The organism is Streptomyces rectiverticillatus (assembly GCF_013394065.1).
GTDB lineage: Bacteria > Actinomycetota > Actinomycetes > Streptomycetales > Streptomycetaceae > Streptomyces > Streptomyces rectiverticillatus.
Map to the genome: position 1 here is coordinate 4,865,458 of NZ_CP040752.1, position 22,997 is coordinate 4,888,454.

Sequence of the window (22,997 nt, forward strand, 5' to 3'; positions counted from 1 at the left end):
GTTACAGGGGAAGAACCGAACGCCGCCTGTATGTTCCCCGCGCGAGCGGGGACGCCTCTCCTGGAGACCCCGTGTCGCTGCCACCCCTGGTCGAGCCGGCTGCCGAGCTCACCGTTGACGAGGTTCGTCGGTACTCCCGCCACCTGATCATCCCGGACGTCGGTATGGACGGGCAGAAGCGCCTGAAGAACGCGAAGGTGCTCTGTGTGGGTGCCGGCGGCCTCGGTTCCCCCGCGCTGATGTACCTGGCCGCCGCCGGCGTCGGCACGCTCGGCATCGTGGAGTTCGACGAGGTCGACGAGTCGAACCTGCAGCGCCAGATCATCCACAGCCAGGCGGACATCGGCCGTCCGAAGGCCGAGTCCGCGCGGGATTCGGTGCAGGGCATCAACCCGTACGTGAACGTCGTCCTGCACGAGGGCCGCCTCGAGGCCGACAACGTGATGGAGATCTTCTCCCAGTACGACCTGATCGTCGACGGCACGGACAACTTCGCCACGCGCTACCTCGTCAACGACGCCTGCGTGCTGCTGGGCAAGCCGTACGTGTGGGGCTCCATCTACCGCTTCGACGGCCAGGCGTCCGTCTTCTGGAGCGAGCACGGCCCCTGCTACCGCTGCCTGTACCCCGAGCCCCCGCCGCCGGGCATGGTGCCCTCCTGCGCCGAGGGCGGCGTGCTGGGCGTGCTGTGCGCCTCGATCGGCTCCATCCAGGTCAACGAGGCGATCAAGCTGCTCGCGGGCATCGGCGACCCGCTGGTCGGCCGTCTGATGATCTACGACGCACTGGAGATGACCTACCGCCAGGTCAAGGTCCGCAAGGACCCCGAGTGCGCGGTCTGCGGCGAGAACCCGACCGTCACGGAGCTCATCGACTACGAGGCGTTCTGCGGCGTCGTCTCGGAGGAGGCCCAGGAGGCCGCGGCCGGCTCCACGATCACTCCCAAGCAGCTCAAGGAGTGGCTCGACGACGGCGAGAGCATCGACGTCATCGACGTCCGCGAGCCGAACGAGTACGAGATCGTCTCGATCCCCGGCGCCCGGCTGATCCCGAAGAACGAGTTCCTGATGGGTACGGCCCTGCAGGACCTGCCGCAGGACAAGCGGATCGTCCTGCATTGCAAGACGGGTGTCCGCTCCGCGGAAGTCCTCGCTGTGCTGAAGGCGGCGGGCTTCTCCGACGCGGTGCACGTGGGCGGCGGCGTGATCGGCTGGGTCCACCAGGTCGAGCCGGACAAGCCGGTGTACTGAGCTTGTTTGTTCTTGTGAGTGTGGGGGGCGGCCTGCGACAGCAGGTCGCCCCCCACACCGCTTTCCGAGTGCTTTACGAGCAGGTGGTGCCCTGCGCCGGGACCTTGCCGTCCAGCAGGTACGCATCGACCGCGCGGACCATGCACGAGTTCCCGCTGTTGTACGCCCCGTGCCCCTCGCCCTTGTACGTGACCTCCACGGCGACGTCCTTGCCCAGGCCCTCCGCCATGCGGTGCGCGCCCGCGTACGGCGTCGCCGGGTCGCCGGTGTTGCCGATGACGACGATCGGGGCGGAGCCCTTCGCGCTCACGTCGATCGTCTTCCACTTGCCCTCGACGGGCCAGCCCGTGCAGCCGAGGAGCGACCAGGCGGCGGACTCCCCGAAGACCGGGGACGCGGCCCGGAAGTCCGCCAGGCGGCCCTTCACGTCGTCGGCGGTATAGCGCTGCCGGGCGTCGGCGCAGGAGATCGCCCGGTTGGCCGGCCCGAGGTTGCTGTAGCGGCCGTCGGAGCCGCGGCCGGTGAGGAGGTCGTAGAGCAGCAGCAGGGTGTCGCCGCTGCCCTTGTTCATGGCCTCCTGCAGGCCCTGCGTCAGGAACTTCCAGGTGTCCTTGGAGTACAGCGCGGATGCGATGCCGTTGACGGCCTCGTCCTGGGTCAGCTTGCGGCCCTGGCGCGTCGGCAGGGGCTGGGCGTCGAGCTTCTTGAGCAGGGAGACGATCCGCTCCTGCGTGGGGCAGCGGGCCGCCTGGGCCGAGGAGGCGCAGTCCTTGAGGTAGTTGTCCAGGGCGAGCTGGAAGCCCTTGGCCTGGCCGAGGTTGCCCTGCACGGGGTCCTGCGTGGGGTCGACCACCGCGTCGAGCACGGCACGCCCCACGTTTCCGGGGAACGTGTGGGCGTAGACGCCGCCGAGCTCGGTGCCGTAGGAGATGCCGAAGTAGTTGAGCTTGTCGTCGCCCAGGGCGGCCCGCAGCCGGTCCATGTCGCGGGCGGCGCTCAGCGTGTCGACGTGGGGCAGGAGCTTGGCGGAGTTCTTCGCGCAGGCGTCCACGAACGCCTTGTTCGTCGCGAGGGCGGTCCGCTCCTCGGCAGCGTCGTCCGGCGTGCCGTCGACCTGGCTCGCGGCGTCGTTCTCCTTGTCGCTCAGGCAGCGCACGCCCGCGCTCTCGCCCACGCCCCGCGGGTCGAAGCTGACCAGGTCGTAGCGCTCGCGCAGCTTGTCGTAGCCGGTGGCCAGGGCCGGCAGGGTGGCCACCCCGGAGCCGCCGGGCCCGCCGAAGTTGAAGACGAGCGAGCCCAGGCGCTTGTCCTTGTCCCGGGCCTTCGTACGGATCAGGGCGAGCTCGATCTTCTCGCCGTCGGGCTTGGCGTAGTCCAGCGGGACGGGGAGCTTCGCGCACTCCCACGCCTTGCCGGGGGCCTTGCCGTCGCTGCCCTGTGCGGCGGTCGGCGCGGAGCACGCCGTCCAGCGCAGTCGGACGTCGGCGGCGCGGTCGCCTCCGGCGGCGCTCTTGGCGTCCCCGGCGGCCGGGGAGTCGCCGCTGCCGCAGCCGGTGGCGGCGAGGGCCGTCACGAGCGCGAGGCCGGCGCCGAGGAGGGCGGTGGTGGCCCGAGGGGTGGTGGCCCGAGGGGTGGCCCGAGGCCGTAGGGAACTCATTCCACCGACTGTACGGAGGTGAAGGCGGTGGAGCAGCCGCCGCGTGGAGGCGTCACCCGGCGCGCAGGGGCGCACAGCCCATTTGCGCGGCGACGGCGTCCACGTAGCGGGGGAAGGCCTCGCGCGGGTCGTCCAGCGGGGTGTGGGTGCGGCCGGGGCCGCTGCGCATGGTGAAGACGGTGGGCCTGCCGTCGCAGTCGGCCCGGACCAGGGCTCCGGCCGCGTCGATGCTGCCGTGCGCCCGCCAGCCGGGGGCCGGCGGGCGGTCGCCGGTGAGGCCGTCGAAGAGGGCGACCAGGCGGGGCCTGCCGGTGGTCAGGAAGCGGGCGGCCCAGCCCTGGGCGCCCGCTACGGCGCAGCTGTGGAAGTCGCTGTTCTGGTTTCGGCTCTGGTTTCGGTTCTGATCCGGGCCTTGGGTCAGGCCCGGGATGCCGCAGCCGTTTCGTTCGGTCTCCGAGGGCGGGGGAGCCGACGGGGCGTGGTGCAGGCGGATCGGCGGGAGAGTGGTGCAACTGGTGGCCTTCGTCGCCTTGTTAGCCGCCCTGACCAGCAACTCTCCTGTGGTGGCGGGGGAGAGGGCCGTGATGCTCTTCAGCGTCACCACCGACGGGCGGCCGTCCACGTCGCAGCTCTCCGGGAGCACCAGGGCGCCCGTGCCGGAGGCGGCCGTGAAGCCCGGCAAGCCGTCAGGGAGGGGGATGTCACCGTCCCCGAATAACTCCCCCAGCCACGAGCGGCGTTCACCCTCCTGACGCGGTCCCGTGCCCAGACGGAGATCCACCTGCTGTTCGTACGCGCCGAGGCCGTGGCCGCCGCGCCAGCGGAGCGAGCAGTGGCCGGTCGTGCGCCCGGGCGCGGGTGCGCTCTCGTCGGCGGTGCGGTCGTGGTCGCCGCGGCGGAACGGGGCCTCGCCCTCGGGCCAGGCGCCCCAGCAGTACGAGCGCCCGCCGAGCGGCGTGGACTGCGTCTGCCAGAGCGCGACGAGGGCGGCCACCAGCGCGGCGATCGCCAGGGCGCCGGTGAGGGCCCGGGCCCTGCGGTCGGCCTGATCGCCGGTGGTGTGCGGCGTCCTGAACGGCGTCTTGTACGGCACTGTCGTCCCCCCGAACTTCCTTCGTCGTCCGCGGAACTGCTGTGCGGGCGATCGTAGTGCGAGCCACTGACATTCGACCCCGAATCCGGATCGATCACGCCTTGGGCCCGCGCCACCGGTGATATGTGCTATGTGTGCTATGAGCAGATCTTGTCTGTTTCCGGCACCGTACCGTTCAGCAGGTAGGCGTCGACCGCCCCCTTGACACAGGCGTTGCCGCTGTCGTAGGCGCCGTGGCCCTCGCCGCGGAACGTCAGCACGGCCGCCACGCCCGGCCCCAGCTCCTGCGCCATCCGCTTCGCTCCCTCGTAAGGGGTCGCGGGGTCACCGGTGTTGCCGACGACGAGGATCGGCGCGGAGCCCTTCGCGCTGACGTCGGGCGTCCGCCACGCGCCCTTCACCGGCCACCCCGTGCACTGGGTCAGGCTCCAGGCCATGAAGTCCCCGAAGACGGGGGACGCCTTGCGGAACGCGGGTACGCTCGGCTCGATCTCGGCCGCGGTGTAGCGCTGCGCGAAGTCCGCGCAGGTGATGGCGTTGAGGGACGACTGCAGCGTGCTGTAACGGCCGTCCTGGCCACGGCCGTTCATGGCGTCGCCGAGGGAGAGGAGCAGCCGCCCGTCGCCGTTCTCGGCGTCCTCGATGCCCTCGGTCAGGTAGTCCCAGAAGTCCTTCGAGTAGAGGGACTGGGCGATGCCGCTCGTGGCCAGGGAGCGGGTCAGGTCGCGGCCGCCGGCGCCCGGGATCGGCTCCTTGCCCAGGCGTCGGAGGAGGGCGCTGATCTGGTCTTCCGTCGGGCAGTTGTCCGAGGTCTTCGTGCAGGCCTCCATGTAGTTGGTGAGCGCAAGCTGGAAGCCCCGGGTCTGGCCGAGGGCGCTCTGCACCGGGTCCGCGCCGGGGTCCACCACGCCGTCGAAGAGCGCGCGGCCCACCTTGTCCGGGAACAAGTGGGCGTAGACGCCGCCCAGTTCCGTGCCGTACGACACCCCGAAGTAGTGCAGCTCGGCGTCGCCCAGGACCTGGCGCATCAGGTCCATGTCGCGGGCGGCGTTCTCCGTGCCCACGTGCGGGAGGACCTTGCCGGACCTGCGCTCGCAGCCGGCCGCGTAGGCCGTCACCCGGTCCACCAGGGCCTTCTCCTGAGGCGCCGTGGCCGGGGTGGCGTCTGCGGCGTAGTACGCGTCGAGTTGCCTGTCGTCCAGGCAGGTGACGCCGCTGCTGCGGCCCACGCCCCGCGGGTCGAAGCTGACCAGGTCGTAACGGGTGCGCAGGTTCTCGTAGTCGGCGGCGAAGGCCGGGAGCGTGGTGATGCCGGAGCCGCCGGGGCCGCCGAAGTTGAAGATCAGCGAACCGATGCGGCGGGCCCGGTCCGTGGCCTTGGCCCTGATCAGGGCGATGTCGATGGTGTTGCTGCTGCTTCTGGGCTTGGCGTAGTCGAGCGGCGCGTGGAGGGTCGCGCACTCCCAGTCCGGGCCCGGGGCCCCGCCCGACGAGCCGCTCTGCGCCGTGGTGGGAGGCGGGCAGGGCTTCCAGGCCGGTTTCTGGCGGGCGGCGTCCTGGGCGGCCGCCCCTGCGGCCGCCCCTGCGCGGGTGGTCTCGTTCGCGTGGGTGGTCCCGCTCGGGCTGCTCGCGCCGCCGCCGCTGTCGCTGCCGCCGTTGCCCGTGCAGCCCGCCGCTGTGACCGCCAGGAGTGCGGCGGTGAGCATGCCCCTTGCCCGTGCGGATCTGGTCACCTGCTCATCGTCCGGGCGGGGAGGTGGCGGTGCGCGCGGGGTGGGGCGTACGGGTTACGGGCGTGTGGGTTACGGGCGTGTGGTGCGTTGGCTGCAAACCCTCTACAGGGGGACGAATGTGATCTCTGTGGCCTTGACGCTCACCCACACCGGTGTGCCTTCCGCGAGGTTCAGCTCGGCCGCGGCGGCCGGGGTGATCTCCGCTACGACGTCCGGCTCGCCCGTGACGAGGACGCGCAGGCGTCCGCCGTGGGCGGTGATCTCGCGGACCATGCCCTGCCAGGTGTTGCGGGGGCTGCCGGGGGTGGGGCGGGTCGTGTGGAGGGAGACCGCCTCCGGGGGGACTACGGCCAGGCCCGCCGTCGGTTCGCGGCCGTCGGCTGTTGTTTCGTGGCTGTCGGCTGCTGTGAGGCAGGCGCCGTTGTCCAGGAGGAGGGTTCCTTCGGCCGTCGCCTTGCCCGGCCACGCGTTGCGGCCCAGCATGCGGGCCACCCAGGGGGAGCGGGGGTGGCGGGTCAGCTCCGCCGGCGCCGCGTACTGGACGGTCGCGCCGTCCTCCAGGACGAGGACGTGGTCGGCCAGGGACACCGCTTCGACGGGGTCGTGGGTGACGATGAGGCAGACGCCGGGGAAGTCCGCGAGGTGGGTGCGGAGGGTGTGGCGGACGGCGGAGCGGGCCGACTGGTCGAGGGCGGCGAGAGGCTCGTCGAGGAGGAGCAGGCGGGGGCGGGCGGCCAGGGCCCGGGCCAGGGCGACGCGTTGGGCCTGGCCGCCGCTGAGGCTCGCCGGCTTGCGGTGGGCGAAGCCGCCCACGTCCAGGCGGTTCAGCCAGTACTGGGCCCGGCGGTGGGCCTCGGCCTTGGGGACGCCCTGGGCGCGGAGACCGTAGGCGGTGTTGGCGAGGGCCGTGAGGTGGGGGAAGAGGGAGGTGTCCTGCGGGACCCAGGAGATGCGGCGCCGGTGCGGCGGCTCTTCGGCCATGTCCTGGTCGCCCAGGTGCAGGGGGGTGGCGCTCGCGCGGGTCGTCAGGCCCAGGAGGGCTCTGAGCAGGGTGGTCTTTCCTGCGCCGTTCGGGCCCACTACGGCGATGGTCGTGCCCGGGGGTGCGGTGAGGGTTGCTGTCGTCGCGCCGGTGACCGTGGTGCGCAGGGGGTGCGGCGTGGGGGCGGGGCCGGGGTGGTCCGGGGCCTCCGGGGCTGCATGATTTACGGCCCCTGTCCGAGGCGCCGGGAACCCCGAAGCCCGCCGCAAATCACTCCCCCAGCTACCGCTGGGGGTGCCCCCAACGCCCCTTGCCGGCCCCGGACCACCCCGGCCCCTCCCGTTCTTCCGCGTCTGCAGCCAGTGGCCCCTGAGGGAGATCAGGACTGCGGTGGCGATCAGTAGGAGGAGGAGCGATACCGCTGTCGCTCCTTGGGGGTCGTCCTGGAGGAGCAGGTAGACCTGCAGAGGGAGTGTTTGCGTTTCGCCCGGGAGGTTGCCTGCGAACGTGATCGTTGCGCCGAATTCCCCCAGTGCTCTTGCCCAGCTGAGGGCCGCACCTGCGATCAGGCCGGGTGCCACCATCGGCAGGGTGATCGTGCGGAAGACGCGCAGGGGCGCCGCTCCCAGGGACGTCGCCGTCTCCTCGTAGCGGGGGTGGAGGCCCGCCAGGGCTCCCTCCAGGCTGATCACCAGGAACGGCATCGCCACGAAGGACGATGCCACTACTGCTCCCGGGGTCGAGAACGGGAGGGTGATGCCGATTGCTTCGAGTGGCGGGCCCAGGATGCCTCGGCGGCCGTAGCCCTGCAGGAGGGCCACGCCCGCGACCGTGGGCGGCAGCACCATCGGCAGCATCACCAGGCAGCGCACCAGGGACTTGCCGCGGAACTCCACCCGCGCCAGCAGCCATGCCAGCGGCACGCCCAGGAGGAGAGAGAGCAGCAGGGCCCAGGCCGAGATGAGAAGGGACAGTTGAAGGGCTTCGGTGACTGTTTGCGAGGTGAGGCGGGACGGGAGCGTCTCCCAGGGCGTGCGGGCCAGGATGCCGGTCAGCGGCAGGAGCAGGAACGCCACCGCCAGCGCGGCGGGCAGCCCCAGCGCCAGAGGCGTGCGGGCCCTGGTCACGGCTGCTGGAAGCCCGCTGTGCGCAGGAGCCGCTGGGCCTCGTCCGTGCTGAGCCACTGCACGAAATCGTCCGCCTGCTGCGTGTGCTTGGAGCCCTTCAGCGTGGCCGCGGGGTACGACGCCACGGCGTTCTGCTCGTCGGGGACCGTGACGGTGGCGACCTTGTCCTTGGCCGCGTCGGTCACGTAGACGATCCCGGCGTCCGCCTCGCCCAGGGTGACCTTGCTCAGGACGGCGCGCACGCTGGGCTCCTGGGAGACCGGCTTCACCGTGACGTGCTGAGCGTCCAGGATCTTCTTGCTGTAGCGGCCCACCGGCACCTCGGGCGCCGCCAGGACGACCTTGAGGTCACTGCGGGAGAGGTCCGACAGGGCCTTGATGTTCTTGGGGTTGTTCTTCGCCGTGGCGATGGTCAGGCGGTTCTTCGCGATCACCTTGGGGGTGTTCGTCTCGCCCTTCAGGTCCTGCATCGTTTTCGTGTCCGCCGTCACCAGGGCGTCTGCCGGCGCCCCCTGGCGCACCTGCGCCGCGAGTTCCTGCGAGCCTGCGAAGGAGAACTTGACCTTGGTGTCCGGGTGTTCCTTCTCGTAGGCTGCGCCGGCTTCTTTGAAGACGTCCGTCAGGGACGCGGCTGCCAGGACGGTGAGCTCGGTCGGGTTCTTGGCGTCCGCCTTGCCCTCGCTGCCGCAGGCGGCGAGGAGGGGGAGCAGCATCGTGCCGGCCAGGAGCGGCAGCGCGCGGCGAGAGTGCATCGGTTCTCCGTGGTCAGGTGCGGTCGATGTGCACGTTGGTGGCCTTCACCCGGGCCACCGCTTCCATCCCGACCGCCAGCCCCAGTTCCTCGACGGCCTCGCGCGTGAGCAGGGAGACGAGCCGGTGCGGACCGGCCTGGATCTCCACCTGTGCTGCGACGTCGCCGAGCTTGACGGCCGTGATGATGCCGGGGAAGGCGTTGCGGGCGCTGGTGTACGCGTCCTCGCCGTCCGCCGCCTCCGCCGCGAGCGACACCGAGAACGCGGCCAGGTCGGCCCCGTCGATGTGCCGCTTCCCCGCCTCGTCACGGCGCGTCGGTATCCGGCCCGCATCGGCCCACCGCCGGACGGTGTCGGCGCTGACGCCCAGCAGCTTGGCGGCACGGCCGATCGTGTAGGAACGCATATGCGGCACGTTATGGCTGGACGGTTTGTATTTGCAAGGGGGAGTGGCGGTGGGGTGCTTATCTGCTAGATGGCGCCCTTGCGGGTCAGGTGCGTGAAGCTCAGCCATCCCGGCAGGACCGGCAGCCACAAGGTCATCAGACGGAACAGGAGCACCGCCGGCGTGCCCTGCTCCGCCGGCAGGCCCGCCACCGTCAGGGCCGCGGTCAGCGCGAGCTCCACCGCGCCGACACCGCCGGGCGTCGGCGCAGCCGAACCCAGCGCGTTCGCCGTCAGGTAGACCACCGCGATGCTCGCGTAGCTCAGCTCGCCGCCGAACGCGCGGATCGCGGCGTCCAGGCACATGACGTTCGCGGCCGTCAGCAGCAGCATGCCGCCGATGCCCGAGAGGAGCTTCTGCGGGCGCTGCGTGACGTCCAGCATGCGCGGGACCACGCCCGCGAACAGCGACCGCACGCGCGTCGAGACGAACTTCCGCAGGACGGGGATCGCCGCCACGACGAGCACCAGGACCGCGGCCGTCAGCAGGCCGCCGATGACCGTGCGCGAGGGGCCGAGCGACGAGCTGCGCTCGGTGCCGGTGACGTAGCCGAAGGACAGCAGCAGCATGATGTGGCAGGCGAGGCCGAACAGCTGGGACGCCCCGACGCTGGCCACCGCCAGGCCGGGGCGGACGCCCGAGCGCTGCAGGAAGCGGGTGTTCAGCGCCACGCCGCCGACCGCCGCGGGGGCGACCAGCTTGACGAACGAGCCGGCCACCTGGGCCAGTACCGTGCGGGCGAAGCCCACCTTCTCGGGCACGAAGCCCAGCAGGCTGAGTGCCGCGGCGACGTACGTCAGCGCCTGGAAGGCCACCGCGACTGCGACCCACGGCCACTCCGCCTTGTCGACGAGGTCGCCGAACTGCACGTGGGTGAGCTGCGACAGCAGGAAGTACGCGGCGAAGGCGCCGGCGACGAAGCTGATCAGGGTGCGCGGCTTGATGCGCTCCAGGCGTACGGGCTCTATCGGGGCCTGGGGGCGGATGAGGAGCACCTGGCGGCGGATCTGCGCCAGCAGGTCCTCTTCGCGGGCCTCTTCCAGCGCCTCGTCGATGGCCCGCTTCTCGGCCTGGCGCTCGGCCTTGAGTGCCTTGCGGCCGCTGACCTCCTCCTCGGCCGCTGCCGTCTTGGCCTCCTTGGCGGCGCTCGCGGCCTCCAGGACCTTCTCGCGCTCCCGCTGGGCCCGCTCGCGGGCGAGCTGGCGCAGGGTCGCCCGGCTGGTGCGGGTGAGGGCGATGGACTGCAGGAGGGGGAGGCTGTCGGCGACGGCGTCGGGGCCGAGGACGGCCACGCCGGTGGCCACGGCGCGCTCCGCGCCGACCCGCAGGCCGAGCGTGACGAGCAGCTGGGCGACGTCCATGCGCAGGACGACGTCGCCGGCCGCGATCTCGCCGCCGCGCAGGTCGGTCAGCACCACATTGCCGGAACGATCCACCAGCAGGGCGTCGCCGTCGAGCCGGCGGTGCGCGATCCGGCGCGACTGCAGGGCCTGGACCTGGCGCCACGCGCCCGCCATGAGCTCGTCGGTGATCTCCTCGGTGGGCACCTGCCCGAAGGGGCGGCCGCCGATGTGCTCGTAGACGAGCATGACGGCGTCCGGGCCCAGCTCGGAGGTGGCGATCAGCTTGGGCGCGTTGGCACCGGCGGCGATGGCCGCGTAGGCGAGCAGGGCCTCCTGCTCCAGGGCCTGGCGCAGGGACTGCAGGCTGCGGCGCTGGGTGATGCCGCGCAGGGCGAGGCGCTGCCAGACGCGGTAGAAGAAGCCCTGCGCCTGCTGTTCGCGGTCGACGACCGTGACGTCCAGGGGCGGGCCGTCCTCCAGGGTGACGATGTAGCGGCGGCCCCGCTCGTGCGGCTCGGTGTCGTCGGCGCCGTCCTCGGCGCGCAGCGCGGTGACCGGCTTGAAGCCGACGCGGCGCAGGCCGGTCAGCAGGTGGCGGCCGGTGGGGCGGACGTTGGGAGAGCCCACGGCGTAGAGCGTGCCGTAGGCGACCGTCCAGCCGATCAGGACCGTGGTGACGATCGAGAACGGTGTCGTATAGCCGTTGACCAGGACCGCGAAGGCGTCCAGGAGGAGGACCGCCCACATCGCCACACGCCAGCGCGGGCGCCGGGACATGCCGACGGCCGTCATATAGGCGATCACGGGCGCCAGATAGCCGTGGACCGGGTCGGTGAGGCCGCCGGTGGGCGCGAGCTGGGTGAGGGCGGCGCGGATCGAGTCGGGGGCCGTGCGGGCCACCCACAGGTCGGTGGCCAGGGAGACGCCGTGCGCAAGGACGGCGGCCAGCACGCCGTCGGCGATGCGCAGCCCGTCCCGCTTGATCAGCCGCTCGACGGCGAAGGCCACGGGGACGATGAAGATGGCGATGTTGGCCGCGAGGCCCGCGAAGCTCGCCAGCAGCTGCGGGGCGCGCCCCGTGCTCTCGTTGATGTCCTGTGCGAGACCCGTGGTGGTGCCGTGTGCGAAGGCGGCGAGGGCGAGGACGAGCGCGATGCCCACGATGCCGAGGAAGAGCCGGACCAGGTCGGCCGGGCGGTGCACGCGGGCGGGCAGCAGCGGTTCGTCACCGGAGACCCGGTCGATCTGCACGCCCCCCTCGTCGCACTCGTACGCTCCCGGGCCGGCCGAGGACAGCGCTCGGGGAGCGTGGTCCCCCTCAGGAGGCTCCGCGCCCTGCATCCGGTCCTTCTCGTCTTCTTGGTCTCGTATCACCTGTCACCGCCCGGAAGATGGTGGCACGGCCCCGCCGGGCGAGGGGGCATCAGGGTGCAATTCGGGGGCGCGGACTCCGGATCGTACGCCCTGTAGTGCGATTCCGCACTCTGCGTGATCGCCGGGTTGATCACCGGACGGGGCTGTCGGCGGGGTGCGGCACCATGGACCGGGTGAGCGAGGACGAGGAGCTTCCCGAGTACGCGGAACGTGTGCTGGCGGTCGCCGAGCAGATCCCACCCGGGCGGGTGATGACCTACGGGGACGTCGCCGAGTGGCTGGGCGAGGGCGGGCCCCGTCAGGTGGGGCGCGTCATGGCGCTCTACGGCGGCCCCGTGCCCTGGTGGCGCGTCGTCCGCGCGGACGGCGTCCTGTTGCCCGGCCACGAACTGCGCGCCCTCGCCCGCTACCGGGAGGAGGGCACGCCCCTGCGCGAGGCCGCGCGGTCGGCCGGGGGACACGTCCCCCGGATCGCCATGGCCCTCGCCCGCTGGGACGGCCGCAGCCCAGGGGATGTGACTCCGCACACCTGACGGCACCCACCGCCCGCGGCCGCGGGGCCCGGGCGGACCCGGTCTCACCCGAACGGGTGAGACCGTTGAAGCCGTACGCCGACTCCCGCGACGCCCTGCGCCCCGGACGCCGCCTGGCGTAGCGTCGGGAACCGCCGTCACTCCCCGGCCTCCCGCCCCGCACGGCCGCACGATTCCCCGCACCCCCACCAGGACCGGCAACCCACGTGAGCTCCTTCCCGCCTTCCGGCTCGACCCGGCCGCAGCACCAGCAGGCACGGCAGCCCTCCCAGGGTGCCTACCGCCTCGTGCGCACCCGGCCGGGCTCCACGGCCCTTCCTGAGCTGGACGCACGCCAGCGCGCCGTGGTTGAGCACGCCGGAGGGCCGCTGCTCGTGCTCGCGGGCCCCGGCACGGGGAAGACGACGACCCTGGTCGAGGCCGTCGCGGAGCGGGTGCGCCGGGGCACCCCGCCGGAGCGCATCCTCGTCCTCACCTTCAGCCGCAAGGCCGCCGTCGAGCTCCGCGACCGGATGGCCGCCCGGCTCGGCGCGGGCGCCGCGGCGCCCCGGGCCACGACCTTCCACTCGTACTGCTACGCCCTCGTCCGCGCCCACCAGGACGCCGACCTGTTCATCGACCCCCTGCGGCTGCTGTCCGGCCCCGAGCAGGACGCCGTCGTGCGCGAGCTGCTGGCCGGCCAGGCCGAGCTCGAGCGCGCCGGCCGCGCCCGCGTGCGCTGGCCCGACGAGCTGCGCGCCTGCCTGACCACCCGCGGCTTCGCCGACGAGGTGCGCGCCGTCCTCGCCCGCAGCCGCGAGCTCGGCCTGGGCCCCGGCGCCCTCGGCGACTTCGCCGCCCGCACCGGGCGGCCCGACTGGGCGGCGGCCGCCTCCTTCCTCGCCGAGTACCTCGACCTGCTGGACCTGCGCGGCGTCCTCGACTACGCCGAGCTCGTGCACCGCGCCGTCCTCCTCGCCGAGCGGCCCGAGGCCGCAGCCGACCTGGCCGGCCGCTACGACGCCGTCTTCGTCGACGAGTACCAGGACACCGACGCCGCCCAGGTGCGACTGCTGCGAGCGCTCGCCGGCGGCGGCCGCACCCTCGTCGCCTTCGGCGACCCCGACCAGTCGATCTACGCCTTCCGGGGCGCCGACATCAACGGCATCCTCGGCTTCCCGCACGCCTTCCCCCGCCTCGACGGCGCCCCCGCCCCCGTCGAAGTCCTCACCACCTCACGCCGCTCCGCCGCGGGCCTCCTCGCGGCCACCCGGCTGCTCGCCCGCCGGATGCCCCTCACCCGCCTCCCCGCGGACGCCGTCCGCGCGCACCGGGACCTCGCGGCCGTCCGCGAGGGCGGGCGCGTGGAGGCCTTCACGTACCCGACGGCGGGCGCGGAGACCGACAACATCGCCGACATCCTGCGCCGCGCGCACCTGGAGGACGGGATCCCCTGGCACGAGATGTCCGTCCTCGTCCGCGCGGGCTCCCGCTCCATACCGGCCCTGCGCCGCGCCCTGACCTCGGCGGGCGTCCCGGTGGAGGTCGACGGCGACGACATCCCCCTGCGCCAGGAACCGGCGGTGGCACCGCTGCTGACGGCGCTGCGGGTGGTGGCGGAGGACGTTGCGGAACCCGCGGCGGCTGCCGCTTCGACCGCGTCCGCCGGAGTGCCTGCCGCTCCCGCCGCCATGGGCGACGGCAGTCCGGCCGGGTCTGCGGATGCGGATACGGATGCGGGAGAAGAAGACCCCGCGCCGCAGCCGCGGGCACCCCGCATCGACCCCGAGACCGCACTCGCCCTCCTCACCTCCCCCCTCGGCGGCATGGACGCCGCAGACCTCCGCCGCCTCGGCCGCGCCCTCAGGGACGAAGAGCGCGCCGCAGGCGAAGCCGTGCCCCGTCCCTCCGACACCCTCATCGCCGAAGCCCTCGCCGAGCCGGAGCGACTGGCCGTCCACGACCCCGCATACGCCCGCGGCGCTCAGCGCCTGGGCGCCCTCCTCCGCGGGGCGCGCGAGACCCTCGCAGCCGGAGGCACCGCCGAAGAGGCCCTCTGGGCCCTCTGGGACGGCACTCCCTGGCCCGCCCGCCTGCAGCGCGCGGCGCACCGCGGCGGCGCGGCCGGCCGCAACGCCGACCGCGACCTGGACGCCGTCTGCGCCCTGTTCGAGACCGCCGCCCGCGCCGAGGAGCGCACCGGCGGCCGCGGCGCCCTGAACTTCCTCGACGAACTCGAGGCGCAGGACATCGCGGCCGACACCCTCACCCGCAGGGCCGTGCGCCCCGACGCCGTGCGCCTGATGACCGCCCACCGCTCCAAGGGCCTCGAATGGCGGCTCGTGGTCGTCGCGGGCGTCCAGGAAGGCCTCTGGCCCGACCTGCGGCGCCGCGGCTCGCTCCTGGAGGCCGACCGGATCGGCCGCGACGGCATCGCCGAGCCCCTCAGCCCCGGCGCGCTGCTGGCCGAGGAGCGCCGCCTGTTCTACGTGGCGGCCACGCGTGCGCGCGAGCGCGTGGTCGTCACCGCGGTCAAGGCGGCGGCCGAGGACGGCGATCAGCCCTCCCGGTTCCTGACCGAGCTGGGCGTCGAGCCGGTCGACGTCACCCAGCGCCCGCGCCGCCCCCTGGCCGTCGCCGCACTCGTGGCGGAGCTGCGCGCCACCACCGTCGACCCCGCCGCCTCGGACGCCCTGCGGGCCGCCGCCGCGGAACGGCTCGCCCGGCTCGCGGCCCTGCGCGACGAGGAGGGCCAGCCGCTCGTACCGGCGGCCCACCCGTACCGCTGGTGGGGCCTGCACGAGCCGACCCACAGCGAGGTGCCGCTGCGCGACCGCACCCGGCCGGTCGCCCTGTCCGGCTCGGCCCTCGGGCAGCTGGGCACCTGCTCGCTGCAGTGGTACCTGGGCCGCGAGGTGAAGGCCGACGCGCCCGCCACCGCCGCCCAGGGGTTCGGCAACGTCGTGCACGTCCTCGCCGACGAGGTGGCCTCCGGCCGCACCCCCGCCGACCTCGCCGTGCTCATGGAGCGCCTCGACTCCGTCTGGGACGCGCTCGCCTTCGACGCCCCGTGGAAGTCGGCGCAGGAGAAGGAGAACGCCCGCGCGGCCCTGGAGCGCTTCCTGCGCTGGCACGTCATGGAGCGCGGCGGCCGGGCCCCCGTCGCCACCGAGCACGCCTTCGACGTCACCCTGAAGGCCGAGGACTACCTCGTGCGCATCCGCGGCTCCATGGACCGCGTGGAGACGGACGACCACGGCCACGCCTACGTCGTCGACTTCAAGACCGGCAAGGGCACCGTCTCCGCCAAGGAGGTCGAGCGCCACCCCCAGCTCGCCGTCTACCAGCTCGCCGTCGAGCACGGGGCCGTCGACGAGGTCTTCGACGGCGCCCGGCCCCTGGCCGGCGGCGCCGAGCTCGTCCAGCTGCGCCAGGGCGCGGCGAAGCGGGACGGCGGCGACGCCGTGCCGAAGGTGCAGGGCCAGGAGCCGCTGGGCGAGGGCGAGTGGGTCGGCGGGCTGCTCGCCGAGGCGGCGGGCCGGGTCCTGGAGGAGCGGTTCGCCCCCCGCCCCGGCCAGCACTGCTCGCACTGCTCCTTCCGGGCCTCCTGCACCGCCCGCCCCGAGGGCCGCCAGCTCGTGGAGTGAGGAGACCCGCAGAACCGGGGCTGACCTGCGGCGATTCCGGAGTGTCAGTGGGGGCCGTTAGCGTGGTGTGCCGTGACCCCGCGCCTGACCGACCCCGAGCAGCTCAAGGAGCTCCTCGGCATCCCGTTCACCCCGGAGCAGACGGCCTGCATCACCGCGCCGCCCGCCCCGCAGGTCATCGTGGCCGGCGCCGGGTCCGGCAAGACCACGGTGATGGCCGCGCGCGTGGTCTGGCTCGTCGGCACCGGGCAGGTCGCCCCCGAGCAGGTCCTCGGCCTCACCTTCACCAACAAGGCCGCCGGCGAGCTGTCCGAGCGCGTCCGCAAGGCCCTCGTCGCGGCCGGCGTCACCGACCCCGAGCCCGTGGCCGCCGACCCCGACCAGGCCCCCGGCGAGCCGCAGATCTCCACGTACCACGCCTTCGCCGGCCGCCTCCTGAAGGAGCACGGCCTGCGCATCGGCCTGGAGCCCGGCGCCCGCCTCCTCGCCGACGCCACCCGCTTCCAGCTCGCCGCCCGCGTCCTGCGCGGCTCCCCGGGCCCCTTCCCGGCGCTCACCCGCTCCTTCGGCGACCTCGTCGCCGACCTCCTGGCCCTCGACGGCGAGCTCGCCGAGCACCTCGTGCCGGCCGAGCGCCTCCGCGCCCACGACCGCGAGCTGCTCGCCGCCCTGGAGGGCGCCCGGCTCACCAACGCCGACCTGCGCAAGGTCCCCGAGACCGCCCGCGCCCGCCTGGAACTGCTGGAGCTCGTCGGCGGCTACCGCGCGGAGAAGCGCAAGCGCGACCTGCTCGACTTCGGCGATCAGATCGCCCTCTCCGCCGAGCTCGCCCGCAGCCGCCCCGAAGTCGGCCGGATCCTGCGCGAGCAGTTCGCGGTCATCCTCCTCGACGAGTACCAGGACACCTCCGTCGCCCAGCGCATCCTGCTCTCCGGCCTCTTCGGCGGCGGCACCGGCCACGCCGTCACCGCCGTCGGCGACCCCTGCCAGGCCATCTACGGCTGGCGCGGCGCCTCCGTCGCCAACCTGGACGACTTCCCGCAGCACTTCCCCTTCGCCGACGGCAGCCCCGCCCGGCGCTTCGCGCTCAGCGAGAACCGGCGCAGCGGCGGCCGCCTCCTCGACCTCGCCAACGGCCTCGCCGCCGAGCTGCGCGAGCGCCACGAGGGCGTCGAGGCCCTGCGCCCCGCCCCCGGCGCCGAGCGGGACGGTGTGGTGCGCTGCGCCCTGCTGCCCACCCACGCCGAGGAGCTGGAGTGGCTCGCCGACTCCCTCGCCCACCTCGTGCGCACCGGCACCCGCCCCGGCGACATCGCCGTCCTGTGCCGCACCGCAGCCGACTTCGCCCAGATCCAGGGCGCGCTCGTCCGGCGCGAGCTGCCCGTCGAGGTCGTCGGCCTGTCCGGGCTGCTGCACCTGCCCGAGATCGCCGACCTCGTCGCCGTCTGCGAGGTCCTCCAGGACCCCGCCGCCAACGCCTCCCTGGTCCGGCTGCTGATCGGCCCGCGCTGGCGCATCGGCCCCCGCGACCTCGCACTCCTCGGCCGCCGCGCCCGCACGCTCGTGCCCTACGGCAGCGCGGGCGGCGACCCCGAGCGCCGCCTCGCCGAGGCCGTCGAGGGCACCGACCCCGCCGAGACGGTCTCCCTCGCCGACGCGCTCGACACCTTCCTCGCCACCGACGCCCCGGACGACGGCCTGCCCTTCTCGGCCGAGGCCCGCGTCCGCTTCGCCCGCCTCGCCGCCGAACTGCGCGACCTGCGCCGCTCCCTGGCCGACCCCCTCATGGACGTCCTCCACCGCGTCCTGGCCGTCACGGGCCTGGAGGTCGAGCTGTCCGCCTCGCCGCACGCCCTGGCCGCCCGCCGCCGCGAGACCCTCTCGCACTTCATGGACATCGCCGCGGGCTTCGCCGCCGTCGACGGCGAGACCACCCTGCTCGCCTTCCTCGGCTTCCTGCGCACCGCCGCGCAGTACGAGAAGGGCCTCGACAGCTCCCTCCCCGGAGGGGAGGACACCGTCAAGGTCCTCACCGCGCACAAGTCCAAAGGCCTGGAGTGGGACGTCGTCGCCGTCCCCGGCCTCGTCGAGCGCACCTTCCCCAGCGAGCAGTCCCGCGACTCCTGGACAGCCCAGGCCAAGGTCCTCCCGCACGCCCTGCGCGGCGACGCCGACACCCTGCCCGACGTCGCCGCGTGGGACGCCAAGGGCATGGCCGCCTTCAAGGCCGCCGTGAAGGAACACCAGCGCATCGAGGAACTCCGCCTCGGCTACGTCACCTTCACCCGCCCCCGCTCCCTGCTCCTCGGCTCCGGCCACTGGTGGGGCCCCAGCCAGAAGAAGCCCCGCGGGCCGTCCGCCTTCCTCGAAGCCCTCCGCGCGCACTGCGAGGCCGGCCACGGCGAGATCGAGGCCTGGGCCGCCCCTCCGGAGGAGGACGCCGAGAACCCCGCGCTGCAGGAGGACGAGACCGACCGCTCCTGGCCGCTGCCCCTGGACCCGGACTCCCTCGCGCGCCGCCGTGCCGCGGCGGACGCGGTGCTGGCGCACCTGGAACGGCTGGAGAGCGGGGCCGCGGGGGCCGCCGCGGGCGCCGGTGCGCCGGTGCTCCCCGACGGTGCCCGCGCCTCCGCCGCGGAGCCCGAGCCGGCATACGACCCGGACTGGCCGCCTCCGCCGGAGGACGAGGACGACGCCGCGTACGCAGGGGAGCCCGCCCAGTACGAAGACGAGGACGAGCACTTCGCCGCCCCCGACACATGGGAGACCCTGCCGACGGCCCGCCCGGAGGCGGATGGCGGGGACGCTTCGGCGCCGCCGAGTGCGGGTTCCGGGCACTTGGCCGCCCCTGATGCCTGGGATGCCCTTCCGGCGGCCCATTCGGAGACGACGGCGGGTCCTGGGGAGGTTGCCGACCACCGTGCCTGGGATGCCGTTCCGGCTGTTCGTCCGGAGGCGGCGACGGGCTCTGAGGAGGGCGGGGACGCTTGCGCGCCGGGGTCGGGTCCTGGGGAGGTTGCCGACCACCGTGCCTGGGATGCCGTTCCGGCTGTTCGTCCGGGGGCGGCGACGGGCTCTGAGGAGGGCGGGGACGCCTGCGCGCCGGGGTCGGGTCCCGGGGCCGTTGCCGACCACCGTGCCTGGGACGCTCTCCCGGCGGCCCGTCCGGAGGGCGCCGCGGGTGCCCCCGGCGGTGGCCCGGTGCTGCCCGGTCCTCGTTGTGCGCCCGGCGGCCCCGGGGCCGTACGGGACGATCACGCCCCGGCCCGGTCCGGGCCCGCGGGAGGGCTGCCCCACCCGGCGCCGGAGCCCGACGGGCTCCCGGCGTCCGCGCTCGTGCCCGAAGAGGCCCGCCTGGCCGCCTCCTGGGACCGCGATCTCGACGCCCTGGCGGGCGAGCTCCGCCGGGCACGCGCGCGTGAGCGCGACGTGCCCCTGCCCGCCTCGCTCAGCGCGTGGCAGCTGGTCCGGCTCGCCGCGGACCCCGACGGGTTCGCGCGCGAGCTCGCCCGGCCCATGCCGCGCCCGCCGCAGCCCGCGGCCCGCCGCGGCACCCGCTTCCACGCCTGGATCGAATCCCGCTTCGAGCCGCTGCCCCTGCCCCTGCCCCTGCTCGGCCCCGACGAGCTGCCCGGCGGCGCGGAGGACGGCTTCGGCCCGGAGATCGCCGACGAGCAGGACCTCGCCGAGCTCAAGGAGGCCTTCGAGCGCACCCCGTACGCCCGCCGCGTGCCCCACCGGATCGAGGTGCCCGTCCAGCTCACCCTCGCGGGCCGGGTCGTCCGCGGCCGCATCGACGCGGTCTACCGTGACCGCGGCCCCGGCGGCGACACGTACGAGATCGTCGACTGGAAGACCAGCCGCGCCCACGACGCCGACCCCCTGCAGCTCGCGATCTACCGCGTGGCCTGGGCCGAGCAGCACGGGATCCCGCTGTCCTCGGTCACGGCCGCCTTCGTCTACGTGCGCGACGGCGAGACCGTCCGCCCGGACGGTCTCCCCGACCGCGCCGGGCTGGAGCGGCTCCTCCTGGGGGAGCGCCCGTGAGCAGGCGTGATGACGGAAGGTGTGTCCGGCGGTACGCCGGGCCGGTCATGGTCACGCCGTGTGTCCGGATAGGCTCGACGGCATGAGCGAGACTCCGGACAGCGCCGTCCGCGCGTTTATCGAAGGCCACCGCGCCGCGTTCCTCGACGATCTCGTCGAGTGGCTCCGCATCCCCTCCGTGTCGGCCGACCCCGGCCGTTCCGGGGACGTGCGCCGCAGCGCCGACTGGCTGGCCGCGAAGCTCACGGAGACCGGCTTCCCGACCGCCGAGGTCTGGGAGACCGACGGCGCCCCGGCGGTGTTCGCCGAGTGGCCCTCGGGCGACGAGGGGGCCCCGACGGTCCTGGTCTACGGCCACCACGACGTCCAGCCCGCCGCCCGCGAGGACGGCTGGCACACCGAGCCCTTCGAGCCCGTCGTCAAGGACGGCCGGCTGTACGCCCGCGGCGCCGCCGACGACAAGGGCCAGGTTTTCTTCCACACCCTCGGCGTCCGCGCCCACCTGGCCGCCACGGGCCGCACGGCGCCCGCGGTCAACCTCAAGCTGCTCATCGAGGGCGAGGAGGAGTCCGGCTCGGAGCACTTCGCGGACCTCGTCCGGGCCCGCGCCGACCGCCTCGCCTGCGACGCGGTCATCGTCTCCGACACCGGCATGTGGTCCGAGGACACCCCGACCGTCTGCACCGGCATGCGCGGCCTCGCCGACTGCCAGATCGACCTCTACGGCCCGGACCAGGACATCCACTCCGGCTCCTTCGGCGGCGCGGTGCCCAACCCCGCCATGGAGGCGGCCCGGCTCGCCGCCGCCCTGCACGACGAGAACCTCCGCGTGGCGATCCCCGGCTTCTACGACGGTGTCGTCGAGCTCACCGACCGTGAGCGCGAGCTCTTCGCGGAGCTGCCCTTCGACGAGAAGCAGTGGCTGCGCACCGCCCACTCGCACGCCCCTCTGGGCGAGGCGGGCTACAGCACCCTGGAGCGCATATGGGCGCGCCCCACCGCCGAGGTCAACGGCATGGGCGGCGGCTACCAGGGCCCCGGCGGGAAGACCATCGTCCCCTCCACCGCCCAGCTGAAGCTGTCCTTCCGGCTCGTGGCGGGCCAGGACACCGGCCACGTCCAGCAGGCCGTGCGCCGGTGGGTGGCCGACACCCTCCCGGACGGCATCCGCCATGAGATCACCTTCTGGGGCGCGACCCGCCCCTGCCTGACCCCGCTGGACCACCCGTACCTCCGGTCGGTCGTGCGGGCCATGGAGCGCGCCTTCGGCCGGAAGGTCCGCTTCACCCGCGAGGGCGGCTCCGGCCCCGCCGCGGACCTGCAGGACGTACTCGGCGTCCCGGTGCTCTTCCTCGGCATCTCGGTGCCCTCGGACGGCTGGCACGCACCGAACGAGAAGGTCGAGCTGGACCTCCTGATGAAGGGCGTCGAGACCTCCGCCCACCTGTGGTCCGACCTCGCGGCCGCGGGCGCGTCCGGGACGGAGCCCGGGGGAGGGCTCGCCGGCTAGTCCGCGCACCACAGACGACCATTCGCAGGGATTCGTAGGGGGAGTTGGAAGCAGCAGTGACCACCTGGACCGATCTCTCGGCCGCCCGGCCGATCACCCTCACCGCCGAGAGCGGCATCGACCGTGCCGCCCACCACCGCCTGGACGAGGCGTGGCTCGCCGCGGCCTGGAGCCACCCCTCCACGAGAGTCTTCGTGGTCTCCGGCGGTCAGGTGCTGATCGACGACACCCCCGACGGCCGCACCGAGCTCGTGATGACGCCCGCCTTCGAGGCGCCCGTCACCGAGACGCACCGCTATTTCCTCGGCCAGGACGCGGACGGCATCGCCTACTTCGCACTGCAGAAGGACGCCCTGCCGGGCCGGATGGACCAGTCCGCGCGCCCCGCCGGGCTGCGCGAGGCCGGCCTGCTGCTCTCGCCGCGCGACGCCGGCCTGATGGTGCACGCGGTGGCCCTGGAGAACTGGCAGCGGCTGCACCGCTTCTGCTCGCGCTGCGGCGAGCGCACGGTCGTCGCGGCCGCGGGCCACATCCGCCGCTGCCCGGCCTGCGGCGCCGAGCACTACCCGCGCACCGACCCGGCCGTGATCATGCTGGTCACCGACGGGGAGGACCGCGCGCTGCTCGGCCGCCAGATGCACTGGCCCGAGGGCCGCTTCTCCACGCTCGCGGGCTTCGTCGAGCCGGGGGAGTCGCTGGAGCAGGCGGTGCGGCGCGAGGTCGCCGAGGAGGCGGGCGTCGTCGTCGGGGACGTGGAGTACGTCGCGAGCCAGCCCTGGCCGTTCCCGTCCAGCCTGATGCTGGGCTTCATGGCCCGGGCCACGTCCTGCGACATCCAGGTGGACGGCGAAGAGATCCACGAGGCGCGCTGGTTCTCGCGCAAGGAGCTGCGGGCCGCCTTCGCCTCGGGGGAGGTCCTGCCCCCGACCGGCATCTCGATCGCGGCCCGGCTGCTGGAGCTCTGGTACGGCGAGCCGCTGCCGCAGAGCCAGCCCTGAGGAAGCCCTGAGGAACGCGTCACACCCGCGTTCCTCACGGAGACGGCGAAGGCCCCGGTCCGCGGACCGGGGCCGTTCTGTCTCCGCGCCCGCGTCAGGACGCCAGGGCCTGCTTGACCTGGGCCAGGGACGGGTTGGTCATGGTGACCGGTGCGGCGCCGCTGAGCGGGTTCACCAGGACCGTCGGGACCGTCTGGTTGCCGTCGTTCGCCTTTTCCACGAAGGCCGCCGACTCGGCGTCGAGCTCGATGTTGATCTCGTTGTAGGCGATTCCCTCGCGGTCCAGCTGGCTCTTCAGGCGGCGGCAGTAGCCGCACCAGGTGGTGCTGTACATCGTCACGGTGCCCGACATTCGACCTCGTGCCCCTTCTCTCGTGGTGGTGTTCCGGTCCGTTCCCGGTCGTGCCGTGGGTACCGATCCGGGTGTTGTTCCGGTGGTAGAACGTGCACCTGTCCACAGCCATTCCCGTATTCGTACGACTGCCGCGGCACCCCTGTGGACGGCATTCCCGGTCGCCCCTGCGGAC

Annotated in this window: 14 protein-coding genes; 6 read left to right on the plus strand and 8 right to left on the minus strand. The window is 73.7% G+C overall.

Annotation, left to right across the window (positions count from 1 at the left end; genetic code table 11):
- Positions 1-71 precede the first annotated feature (71 nt).
- Positions 72-1,250 (plus strand): adenylyltransferase/sulfurtransferase MoeZ, encoded by a 1,179-nt coding sequence (gene moeZ / locus FGW37_RS21375; RefSeq protein ID WP_179082527.1) that lies wholly within the window; start codon positions 72-74, stop codon positions 1,248-1,250.
- A gap of 73 nt (positions 1,251-1,323) precedes the next feature.
- On the opposite strand, the gene FGW37_RS21380 is transcribed toward moeZ, so the two are convergent.
- The 7 genes from FGW37_RS21380 to FGW37_RS21410 all read right to left on the minus strand — a co-directional run bounded on the left by FGW37_RS21380 (position 1,324) and on the right by FGW37_RS21410 (position 11,723).
- Complete coding sequence (locus FGW37_RS21380; protein ID WP_179082528.1) at positions 1,324-2,907, minus strand: alpha/beta hydrolase; 1,584 nt, start codon at positions 2,905-2,907, stop codon at positions 1,324-1,326.
- Positions 2,908-2,959: 52 nt separating this feature from the next.
- Entirely contained in the window at positions 2,960-4,000 is a 1,041-nt protein-coding gene (locus FGW37_RS21385; protein WP_179082529.1) for a hypothetical protein, read from the minus strand.
- A gap of 137 nt (positions 4,001-4,137) precedes the next feature.
- The gene (locus FGW37_RS21390; protein ID WP_179084831.1) at positions 4,138-5,706 is read right to left on the minus strand and encodes an alpha/beta hydrolase; all 1,569 of its coding nucleotides are present in this window, start codon (positions 5,704-5,706) and stop codon (positions 4,138-4,140) included.
- 129 nt (positions 5,707-5,835) lie between these two features.
- Complete coding sequence (locus FGW37_RS21395; RefSeq protein WP_179082530.1) at positions 5,836-7,842, minus strand: ABC transporter permease; 2,007 nt, start codon at positions 7,840-7,842, stop codon at positions 5,836-5,838.
- Positions 7,839-8,594 carry a molybdate ABC transporter substrate-binding protein gene (modA, locus tag FGW37_RS21400; protein ID WP_179082531.1) on the minus strand — a complete coding sequence of 252 codons (756 nt, stop codon included), beginning with the start codon at positions 8,592-8,594 and terminating at the stop codon, positions 7,839-7,841. The genes FGW37_RS21395 and modA overlap by 4 nt, the downstream gene beginning before the upstream one ends.
- A gap of 13 nt (positions 8,595-8,607) precedes the next feature.
- A complete protein-coding gene (locus FGW37_RS21405; protein WP_030366201.1) occupies positions 8,608-9,000 on the minus strand; it encodes a TOBE domain-containing protein in 393 nt (130 codons plus the stop codon).
- Positions 9,001-9,065: 65 nt separating this feature from the next.
- Positions 9,066-11,723 carry a lysylphosphatidylglycerol synthase transmembrane domain-containing protein gene (locus FGW37_RS21410; RefSeq protein ID WP_179084832.1) on the minus strand — a complete coding sequence of 886 codons (2,658 nt, stop codon included), beginning with the start codon at positions 11,721-11,723 and terminating at the stop codon, positions 9,066-9,068.
- Positions 11,724-11,920: 197 nt separating this feature from the next.
- On the opposite strand from FGW37_RS21410, the gene FGW37_RS21415 reads away from it, so the two are divergent.
- From FGW37_RS21415 to nudC, 5 genes are all read left to right on the plus strand, one after another.
- Entirely contained in the window at positions 11,921-12,289 is a 369-nt protein-coding gene (locus tag FGW37_RS21415) for an MGMT family protein (RefSeq protein ID WP_246430486.1), read from the plus strand.
- Between the two features lie 206 nt (positions 12,290-12,495).
- Positions 12,496-15,915, plus strand: coding sequence for an ATP-dependent helicase (locus FGW37_RS21420; RefSeq protein WP_179082533.1), 3,420 nt, complete (start codon positions 12,496-12,498; stop codon positions 15,913-15,915).
- A gap of 72 nt (positions 15,916-15,987) precedes the next feature.
- Complete coding sequence (locus FGW37_RS21425; RefSeq protein ID WP_179082534.1) at positions 15,988-19,962, plus strand: UvrD-helicase domain-containing protein; 3,975 nt, start codon at positions 15,988-15,990, stop codon at positions 19,960-19,962.
- Positions 19,963-20,044: 82 nt separating this feature from the next.
- Positions 20,045-21,472: a dipeptidase gene (locus tag FGW37_RS21430; protein ID WP_179082535.1), complete on the plus strand. Its 1,428-nt coding sequence runs from the start codon at positions 20,045-20,047 to the stop codon at positions 21,470-21,472.
- 56 nt (positions 21,473-21,528) lie between these two features.
- Entirely contained in the window at positions 21,529-22,470 is a 942-nt protein-coding gene (gene nudC / locus FGW37_RS21435; protein WP_179082536.1) for an NAD(+) diphosphatase, read from the plus strand.
- Between the two features lie 94 nt (positions 22,471-22,564).
- Here nudC and FGW37_RS21440 read toward each other — a convergent pair whose 3' ends face one another.
- A complete protein-coding gene (locus FGW37_RS21440; protein WP_179082537.1) occupies positions 22,565-22,822 on the minus strand; it encodes a mycoredoxin in 258 nt (85 codons plus the stop codon).
- Positions 22,823-22,997 lie beyond the last annotated feature (175 nt).